The organism is Ochrobactrum sp. 19YEA23 (assembly GCF_029909865.1).
GTDB lineage: Bacteria > Pseudomonadota > Alphaproteobacteria > Rhizobiales > Rhizobiaceae > Brucella > Brucella gambitense.
The window spans coordinates 380,754-389,439 of the sequence record NZ_JASAMQ010000005.1 but is presented as its reverse complement, the minus strand read 5'-3'; the positions used below and the strand labels follow the sequence as shown (position 1 = coordinate 389,439).

Sequence of the window (8,686 nt, the reverse complement as noted above, 5' to 3'; positions counted from 1 at the left end):
AGCGCCCCGCCTCAGCGGTGTCGGGCTTCTAGTCCAGACCGTTCAGCCTGTCAACCCGTTTTTTTCAAGAAAATCACAATCTTATCAACCGTGCCCTCCTCAAATCCAAAACCAGATTTCCATCCGATCTTAGCCGCCCCACCTACTCACCTGCCAACACTAAGTCAACCGCTTTCACCGGAACTCAAGGACGAAGCAACCTGCCGCTAGCAGCGTCGCCGCCCTCGTTGTGGCGCTATATAGGCCCCCAACTCTCAAACTGTCAACACCACTTCCAACAAAAATCCGGTTTTCTTTTCCACAGGGATAAAGTCGGAAATTTACCACTTTTTAGCCCCGATGGGCACCCGATTCTGACACAGAGCGAACACGCCCGCAGAAAATGCGGCCCCGCGCTATCTATGGCCGGACCATTATAGAGTTGGCAGAGGATTGCATCTCTCTGCTAGCTTGGACCAGTTAGCGCTACACATTCTATATAAGGGGCTGCCTCATGTCCGAATTCACGCCAGTTATCGCATTGCACGGCGGCGCAGGTGTCATCCTCAAGTCCAAGATGACGCCGGAACGCGAAGCTGCCTTTCACACCAGTCTTAAAGCGTGCCTTCAAGCAGGTCTCGACATCCTGCAGAAAGACGGAACAGCGCTCGATGCTGTAACAGCGGCGGTCATGGCGCTTGAAGATGACCCTCTGTTCAATGCCGGACGGGGTGCCGTGTTTACCTCGGATGCGACTCACGAGATGGACGCGGCCATTATGGACGGCGCGACACGCAGCTGCGGTGCGATTTCCGGCATCTGCGGACCACGGCATCCGATTCTTGCAGCCCGCACGGTGATGGAGAAGACTGAACACGTTTTTCTCGCGGGCGAAGGCGCAAAGCAATTCTGCGAAACTGCCGGTCTTGAAATGATGTCTCCGGACTGGTTTTCGACCGAACCACGTCTGGCTGCGCTGAAGGCTGTCATGGACCGACGAAACCGGGGCCTGTCTGGTGATGACGATCCCGCCCGTAAGCACGGAACCGTCGGAGCAGTCGCTCTTGACCGCCAAGGCCATCTGGCGGCGGCAACATCCACAGGCGGCATGACTGCTAAAACACCGGGACGCGTCGGCGATAGCCCGATCATTGGCGCAGGAACGTGGGCCGACGATGCAACGGCGGCCATATCGGCGACAGGACATGGCGAATATTTCATTCGTTGGGCCGTCGGGCATGAGATTGACGCGCGCATGCGCTGGGCCAGTCAGCCCCTGCAACAAGCTGCGAATGATGTTGTGCGGGAACTGGGTGCAATCGGCGGCGAAGGTGGGCTGATTGCCGTGGATCGCAAAGGCAATATCAGCCTACCTATGAACAGCGAAGGCATGTATCGCGCCTGGTGCGGAGCGGACGGCGTCATTCACACCGCTATATATAAGGAAGAGCGGTACAATAGTGCCATATGATGTGAACGGATTCTCCTTGGAAGCCGAACGACGGGATATTTCACCCTGTCTTGTTCAGTGAAGAGCAAAATCCTACTCAGTTGTTCCCGAAGCGCGCAATTCATTATACTTTCGTCTGCATCCCGCCGATGCGCTTGCACCGAGTCTCTTTCTAACGGCTCGGAGCCAAGCCTGTAGATGCAGAAAATCGCCATGCCCAAAAGCGCCTCTCCGCTCAAATCCTTTCAGTCCCGGACTTTCCGCTCTCTCTGGTCGGCAACTCTGGTATCGAACCTGGGAGGACTGATCGAAGGTGTCGCCGCCGGTTGGTTGATGACCAGCTTGACCACCTCTCACGGGATGGTGGCGCTCGTTCAGGCATCCATGACCTTGCCGGTGATGATCTTCTCGCTCGCCGCCGGGGCATTGGCGGACAATTACGACCGCCGACGCATCATGCTGATCGCGCAGATGATGATGCTGTGCTTTTCCGCAATGCTGGCATTGTTCTCTTATTCCAATTTGTTGACGCCCTGGCTGCTGCTCAGCCTCACATTTCTGATCGGATGCGGCGGCGCGCTCTATAATCCGTCCTGGCAGGCATCGATGGGCGACATTGTTCCCCGCGAGCACTTGCCGGGGGCTGTTGCGCTCAACAGCATGAGCTATAATCTCATGCGCAGCATCGGCCCGGCTATTGGCGGCATCATCGTTGCGACGGCTGGCGCGGCCTTTGCCTTTCTCTTTAACGTATTCTGCTATTTCGCTCTGATCTTCGCGCTTTTCCGCTGGAAGAAAGTGACGCCGCGTAACCCGCTGCCGCGCGAATCCTTCGGCAGCGCCATGTCGGCAGGTTTTCGTTATGTAACCATGTCGCCCAATCTGTTGAAGGTTATGTTGCGTTCTTTCGCTTTCGGCTTCAGCGCCGTGGTGATTCTAGCGCTCCTGCCACTCGTTGCGCGCGATCAGGTGCAGGGCACCGCCATTACCTATGGCATTATGCTGGGCTTTTTCGGGTTCGGCGCGATCTGCGGAGCACTGCTGATCGGGCGGGTGCGCGATATTCTCAGCAATGAATGGGTGATCCGCGGCGCATTCTTTGCGCTCGCTGTCAGCTGTTTCTTCCTCGCCATGAGCAACCGGGTGTGGCTGAGCTGCCTTCTGCTGATGCCAGCAGGCATGGCCTGGGTGCAGGCCTTCTCGCTGTTCAATGTGACGGTCCAGCTTTCAACCCCCCGCTGGGTCGTTGGCCGCGCCTTGTCGCTATACCAGACGGCGACCTTCGGCGGCATGGCCTTGGGCAGCTGGGTCTGGGGTGAACTGGCCGATCTGCAAAGCGTATCGGGTGCGCTGTTTATCGCAAGCACCGTACTGATCGTCGGCGGGCTGCTCGGCTTCATCTTGCGCCAGCCCAATTTCGAATCGTTGAACCTCGATCCGACCAACGCCTTCAGCGAACCGCAGTTGCAGCTGGATCTGCGCGCGCGCAGCGGCCCAATCATGGTGATGGTCGATTATTTCATCGACCAGAAAGACGTGCCGGAGTTCCTTGCCACAATGGCGCTGCGGCGGCGCACCAGAATTCGTGACGGCGCCAAGCAGTGGGTGCTGCTGCGTGATCTGGAGAACCCGCGCATCTGGACGGAAAGCTACCATGTGCCCACCTGGATTGAATATATTCGCCACAGCCAGCGACTGACCCATGCGGATGCCGAGGTCGCAAAGCACCTTGATGAGCTGCATCGCGGCGACGGCCCTCCCCGTATTCACCACATGATCGAGCGGCAGACTGTCCCCACGCACGACGATATGCCCTTGAAGCCCTATCTTGATGCAACCTGACGAAGCATAACCGCAAACAAAAAGCCGCCCGATTGGGCGGCTTTTTTAATGCGATGCCACAAGGAAGCGATCATTCGCCCCACGGGCCGTGGAAATCGCCATCCTTGTCGATGCGCTTGAAACCATGCGAACCGAAGAAATCGCGCTGACCCTGAATGAGATTGGCAGTACCCAGCGACTGCGTGTAGCTATCGAAATAGTTGAGCGCCGATGCAAGTGCGGGAACCGGCAAGCCAGCAATCGCAGCTTTGGAAACGATGTTCCGCAAGCCCTTGGATGCCTTTTGCATACGCCCGACAAAAGCCGGAGCCAGCAGCAGGTTGCGGCTCTCATTGCCTTCGAAAGCCTGGGCGATATCATCCAACAGTTCCGAACGGATGATGCAGCCAGCGCGCCAGATGCGGGCCGTCGTGGCCAGCGGAATGTTCCAACCATGCTCTTTCGAGGCCGCTTCCATCACGGCAAAACCCTGCGCATAGGCCGCGATTTTGCCAGCAAGCAGTGCCTGCTCCAGATCGGCAAGGAACTTGGTGTGATCCGCAACATCAAGCGTGCGTGGCGCAGGCTTATAGATGCTTGCCGCTTCTTCACGCTCTGTCTTGAGCGACGAGAGCGAACGCGCCGCAACAGCAGCTTCGATTGCCGTTGCCGGAACGCCCAGCATCTGCGCTTCGATGGCGGCCCAGCGTCCGGTGCCCTTCTGTCCGGCTTCGTCGAGGATCATATCGACCATCGCTTTGCCGCTTTCCGGATCGGTGGTCTTCAAAACCTTGGCGGTGATCTCGATCAGATAGGAATCGAGCGGACCGGAATTCCATTTTTCGAACACATCGCCAATGGCCGGAGCCGACAGGCTGAGACCATCACGCAGGATGCCGTAGATTTCGGCGATCATCTGCATGTCGGCATATTCAATGCCATTATGGATCGTCTTGACGAAATGGCCCGCGCCGTCGGGACCGACCAGTGCACAGCACGGCTCGCCCTTATATTTCGCGGCGGCAGCGAGAAGGATGGGCGCGATGCGCTCATAGGCTTCCGGCGTTCCGCCCACCATCATCGATGGGCCATGGCGTGCGCCTTCCGCACCGCCGGAAACACCCATGCCCACAAAAGTCGGATCGTTCGGGCCAAGCGCCTTGAGGCGGCGGACCGTGTCGCGATAATCGGAATTGCCCGCGTCGATCATGATATCGCCCTTCTCGAGAAGAGCCTTGAGGCGGGTCGTTTCAGCATCGACGGGCGCGCCTGCCTTGATGAGGAAGATGAACGGGCGCGGCTTGCGCGTATTTTCCGCCAGTTCTTCGAAGGTGGCGCAAGGGATGATCTTGTCGCGCAGCGGACCAGCTTTATCGAGGAAAGCTTTCAGCACGGGCTCGTCACGATCATAGACAGCAATCGTGTAGCCTTTCTCGGCTATATTCAGCGCCAGGTTGGAACCCATCACGCCAAGACCGACCATTCCGATATCTGCTTTTTCCATTTTAGGCCCTTCAGAAATGCAACCAGCTGGCCTGTCGCGTGGCAATGGGGAGGCATCCACTGCAAACAGGCTGGAACCCGGCATATTTGGTTGTCGCGGCATTTCGACGACAACGGCTGATAATCTGTATCGTATTCCTTGATGATCTAGGGCAAATGACACAAAGTTGATAGACCCCGGCACCGGAAAAAATCCTTGTTCACTGCCGGTTGCCAACGCCACCGTGCTGCTGCAACAGTGGATTGAAACGAGAATTGCGGGCTGACCGCTTCTATCGGCGGTGGCGAACTTTCATCATGAGAATCAAATTGGGTATCGGTTCCAAACTTCTTCTGTCGAGCCTTGTCAGCCTGATCGGCTTGCTGGTCATGGCCGCCGTGACGGTGCATGCGCTGCGCGAACAGATGATCGATGACCGTGTCACCATGGTTCGCAACCTGACCGAAATCGGCCGCAAGATCATTCAGGAAGAATATGATCGCTTCCAAGGCGGCGAGATCAGCGAAGCTGCGGCCAAGCACAATGCCGTCGAAACGCTGCGCAAGCTGCGTTATGCCAATGACGAGTATTTCTTCATCGACGATTTCGACGGCAATTCCGTGCTTTTGCCGATCCGTCCGGATCTGGAAGGCACAGACGCGTCCACACTGGTCGATTCCGAAGGCCGCCATTACGTGCAGATGCAGATCGACACCGCCAAGTCCGGCGGCGGCGTGGTGCGTTATGAGTTCACCAAGCCCAATACAAATGTGAGCGGCGAGAAAATGGCCTATGTCATGCCGTTCGAGCCGTGGCAGTGGTTCATCGCGACCGGCATCTATCTGGAGGATGTGGATAGCGAAACCAAGGCAGTGCTTCTGCGCGCTGGCGGCATTCTCGCCACCATCGCCGTTGTCACCACAGCACTTCTGATACTCCTGTCGCGCAGCATCACGCGCCCGCTCGGGCGACTGACAGCGGTGATCGGGCAGCTGACCCGCCGCAAATACGATCTGACCGTCAAGGATCAGGATCGCCGCGACGAGATTGGCGATATTGCGCGCGCCGTGGAGATTTTCAAGAAAACTGGCCAGGAATTCGAGGTTCTGCAGGCGAAGATGCGCGAGCAGGAAGCCAAAGCACAAGCCGAACGCGAAGCCGCACTTGCCTTCGAGCGTGACAGCGCTCTGCGTCTCGAACAGACGGCGAGGCTGATTTCCATGGGTGAAATGGCCGTGAGCCTTGCCCATGAGCTGAATCAGCCGCTGGCGGCAGTCAGCAATTATTGCATGGGGTCGGTGCGGCGGCTGGAAGCAGGCACTGACGACCGCGCAGCGTTGCTCGACGCCATGAAGAAGGCGTCACGGCAGGCAAGCCGTGCATCCGGCATCGTGTCGCGTATCCGTGATTTTCTGCGTCGTAGCGAGCCGACCCCTCAGCCGCAAATCTTGCGGGAGATTGTCGAGGAGACCGCTTCCATCGCCGAGATCGAATCGCGCAGGCGCGGATTCAAGATCAAGGTCGACATTGCGAAAGACTTGCCCACTGTGCTGGCCGACCGCGTGATGATCGAGCAGGTTGTATTCAATCTTTTGCGAAATGCCATCGAGGCCACTTCAGCAATGCCCGCACCACGGCGCGATATCGTCGTTTCGGCCAGAATCAGTTCCGACGGGCAGGAAGTGGAAACAACTGTGCAGGACTTCGGGCAAGGCATTGCGGAAGACGAGCTCAGCAAAATATTCGACCCTTTTTATACGACCAAGGCCGAGGGCATGGGCGTTGGGCTCAATATCTGTCGCTCGATCATGGAGTTCCACCGTGGAAGGCTCTGGGCAGAGCCAAATCAAGGCCAAGCTCAAGGCCAGACTCAGGGCCAGACTCAGGGCCAAACCCAAGGAATGTCCTTTCATTTCACGCTGCCGGTAAGCGGCGCTCGTCAGGAAAATGCAGCATGAGTGAAGCGGTCTATGTCATCGATGACGATGAGGCCTTTCGGGATTCGCTCGTCTGGTTGCTGGAATCGAGTCAGTACACTGTCCGTGCTTTCGATTCGGCGGAAGCTTTTCTGGAGGTCGCATCACCAGACATGTCCGGCTGCGTGATCGCAGATGTGCGCATGTCGGGCATAACCGGCCTTGAACTGCACCGGCGCCTGCAGGCGCTTGGCGTCGATCTACCGACGATCATCGTCACTGGCCATGGCGACGTGCCGATGGCCGTCACAGCCTTTCGCGACGGCGTGGTGGATTTCATCGAAAAGCCGCTCGACGATCAATATGTTCTGGAGCGAATCGAGTTCTGTCTCGCCAAGGCGCGCGATAATGCGCGACTGCGCCAACAGGCGGATGATTTTGCCCGCCGTTACGAGAGCCTGACGCAGCGCGAAAAAGAAGTGCTGGAATATATTGTGGCAGGAAAGCTCAACAAACAGATCGCCGATCTGATGGATATCAGCATCAAGACGGTTGAGGTGCATCGCAGCCGCGTGATGGAAAAGATGCAGGTGACAAATGTGGCGGAGCTGGTTCGCCAGAAATTGTCATTCAGCGAAAGCGCAAAAAAGAAGCCGACGTAAGCCGGCTTCTTCAATTTTGCAGATCAGGATCAGTCGTCGAGCTGCTGACCGCTTCGGTCGGTCGTGCAGGCCACCGCAATCAGCGAGATGACGCCACAAGCCGCGATGAACACAGCAATCGGCAGATAGCTGCCATTATACTTGGCCAGCAGAGCCGTTGCGATCAGCGGCAGCGGACCGCCGACAATAGCTGCGCCCACCTGATAGCCGAGAGAAACGCCCGTATAGCGGACATCTGCCGGGAAGCTTTCAGCAAAGAATGTGCCAAGCACCGAACCGTAAGTCGACCAGATGATGGCGAAGCCGATCACGACGGCGAGCGTCGCCACGACCCACGAACCCTGATTGAGCAGCCAGAAGTAAGGCACCGTATAGATGACCATCGCGACTGTGCCGAGCAGGAAGACCTTCTTGCGGCCGATACGGTCGGACAGGCTGCCGAAATAGAGCATGACCGGAACAGCGATCAATGCGGCGATCAGCACCGAATTGAGAGCGTGAACGCGCTCGAAACCCAGTCCCACGAGATAGGAAACCGTGAAGGTTGCAAACAGGAAGAAGGTCGAGGTTTCGATGAACTTCGCACCGATGACGATGAGAACTGCGCGCCAATGCTTGGTCAGCGTTTCGAACAGCGGCACTTTCTTCGCGGTATTGGCAGCAGCCACGCGCTTGAAAGACGGGGTTTCATCAACGGTATTGCGGATCCACATGCCGATTGCGACCAGCACGATGGACAGCACGAACGGAATGCGCCAGCCATAGGACAGGAACGCTTCTTCCGTGAAGCCGAGAGCAAGGCCGGATGTCACCAGATTGCCGAGCGCCAAACCGAACAATGCGCCTGTCTGTGGCACTGCACCGTAGAAGCCGCGCCGGTTACGCGGGGAATATTCCACAGCCAGAAGCACGCCGCCGCCCCATTCGCCGCCAAGGGCGAGGCCCTGCAACAGACGCAAGAGCGTCAGGATGATCGGCGCCCATACGCCGATGGTGGCGTAGGTCGGCATCAGGCCGATCAAAACCGTCGATACGCCCATGATGGAAAGGGTGATGACCAGCGTCTTCTTGCGACCGATACGGTCGCCGATATGGCTGAACAGAATGCCGCCAATGGGGCGGATCAAGAAGGCCAGAGCGAAAGAGGCAAGCGCCAGAAGCTGGCTGGTGACCGGATCGTCGGACGGAAAGAACAGCTTTCCGAACACGATGGCCGACATGGTGCCATAAAGGAAGTAGTCATACCATTCGATGGTGCTGCCAACCGCGCTGCCAATCAGCGCGCGATGGCGGTCGCCATCGGTAATCAAAGTGTCTTTTTCTACGCGTGCAGAAGCCGCGCCCTCCAAGACGGTCATAGCATTTCCTCCTGAGT

General features: G+C 57.6%; 6 protein-coding genes. 4 read left to right on the top strand and 2 right to left on the bottom strand.

The window, feature by feature from the left end:
• The first annotated feature begins 493 nt into the window (after nt 1–493).
• Complete coding sequence (locus QBD01_RS15665) at nt 494–1,450, top strand: isoaspartyl peptidase/L-asparaginase (RefSeq protein WP_280993563.1); 957 nt, start codon at nt 494–496, stop codon at nt 1,448–1,450.
• 192 nt (nt 1,451–1,642) lie between these two features.
• Nucleotides 1,643–3,271 (top strand): MFS transporter, encoded by a 1,629-nt coding sequence (locus tag QBD01_RS15660; RefSeq protein ID WP_280993587.1) that lies wholly within the window; start codon nt 1,643–1,645, stop codon nt 3,269–3,271.
• 70 nt (nt 3,272–3,341) lie between these two features.
• Here the strand turns inward: QBD01_RS15660 and gndA are convergent, their stop codons facing one another.
• The gene (gndA, locus tag QBD01_RS15655; protein ID WP_280993562.1) at nt 3,342–4,754 is read right to left on the bottom strand and encodes an NADP-dependent phosphogluconate dehydrogenase; all 1,413 of its coding nucleotides are present in this window, start codon (nt 4,752–4,754) and stop codon (nt 3,342–3,344) included.
• 296 nt (nt 4,755–5,050) lie between these two features.
• On the opposite strand from gndA, the gene QBD01_RS15650 reads away from it, so the two are divergent.
• Together QBD01_RS15650 and QBD01_RS15645 are read left to right on the top strand one after the other, a co-directional pair.
• Nucleotides 5,051–6,691, top strand: coding sequence for a cache domain-containing protein (locus QBD01_RS15650; protein WP_280993561.1), 1,641 nt, complete (start codon nt 5,051–5,053; stop codon nt 6,689–6,691).
• Nucleotides 6,688–7,311, top strand: a complete 624-nt coding sequence (locus tag QBD01_RS15645; RefSeq protein WP_280993560.1) for a response regulator — start codon at nt 6,688–6,690, stop codon at nt 7,309–7,311. Before QBD01_RS15650 ends, QBD01_RS15645 begins: the two co-directional genes overlap by 4 nt.
• 29 nt (nt 7,312–7,340) lie before the next feature.
• Here the strand turns inward: QBD01_RS15645 and QBD01_RS15640 are convergent, their stop codons facing one another.
• On the bottom strand, nt 7,341–8,669 hold the full coding sequence (locus QBD01_RS15640) for an MFS transporter (RefSeq protein ID WP_280993559.1): 1,329 nt from the start codon (nt 8,667–8,669) through the stop codon (nt 7,341–7,343).
• Between the last annotated feature and the right edge of the window lie 17 nt (nt 8,670–8,686).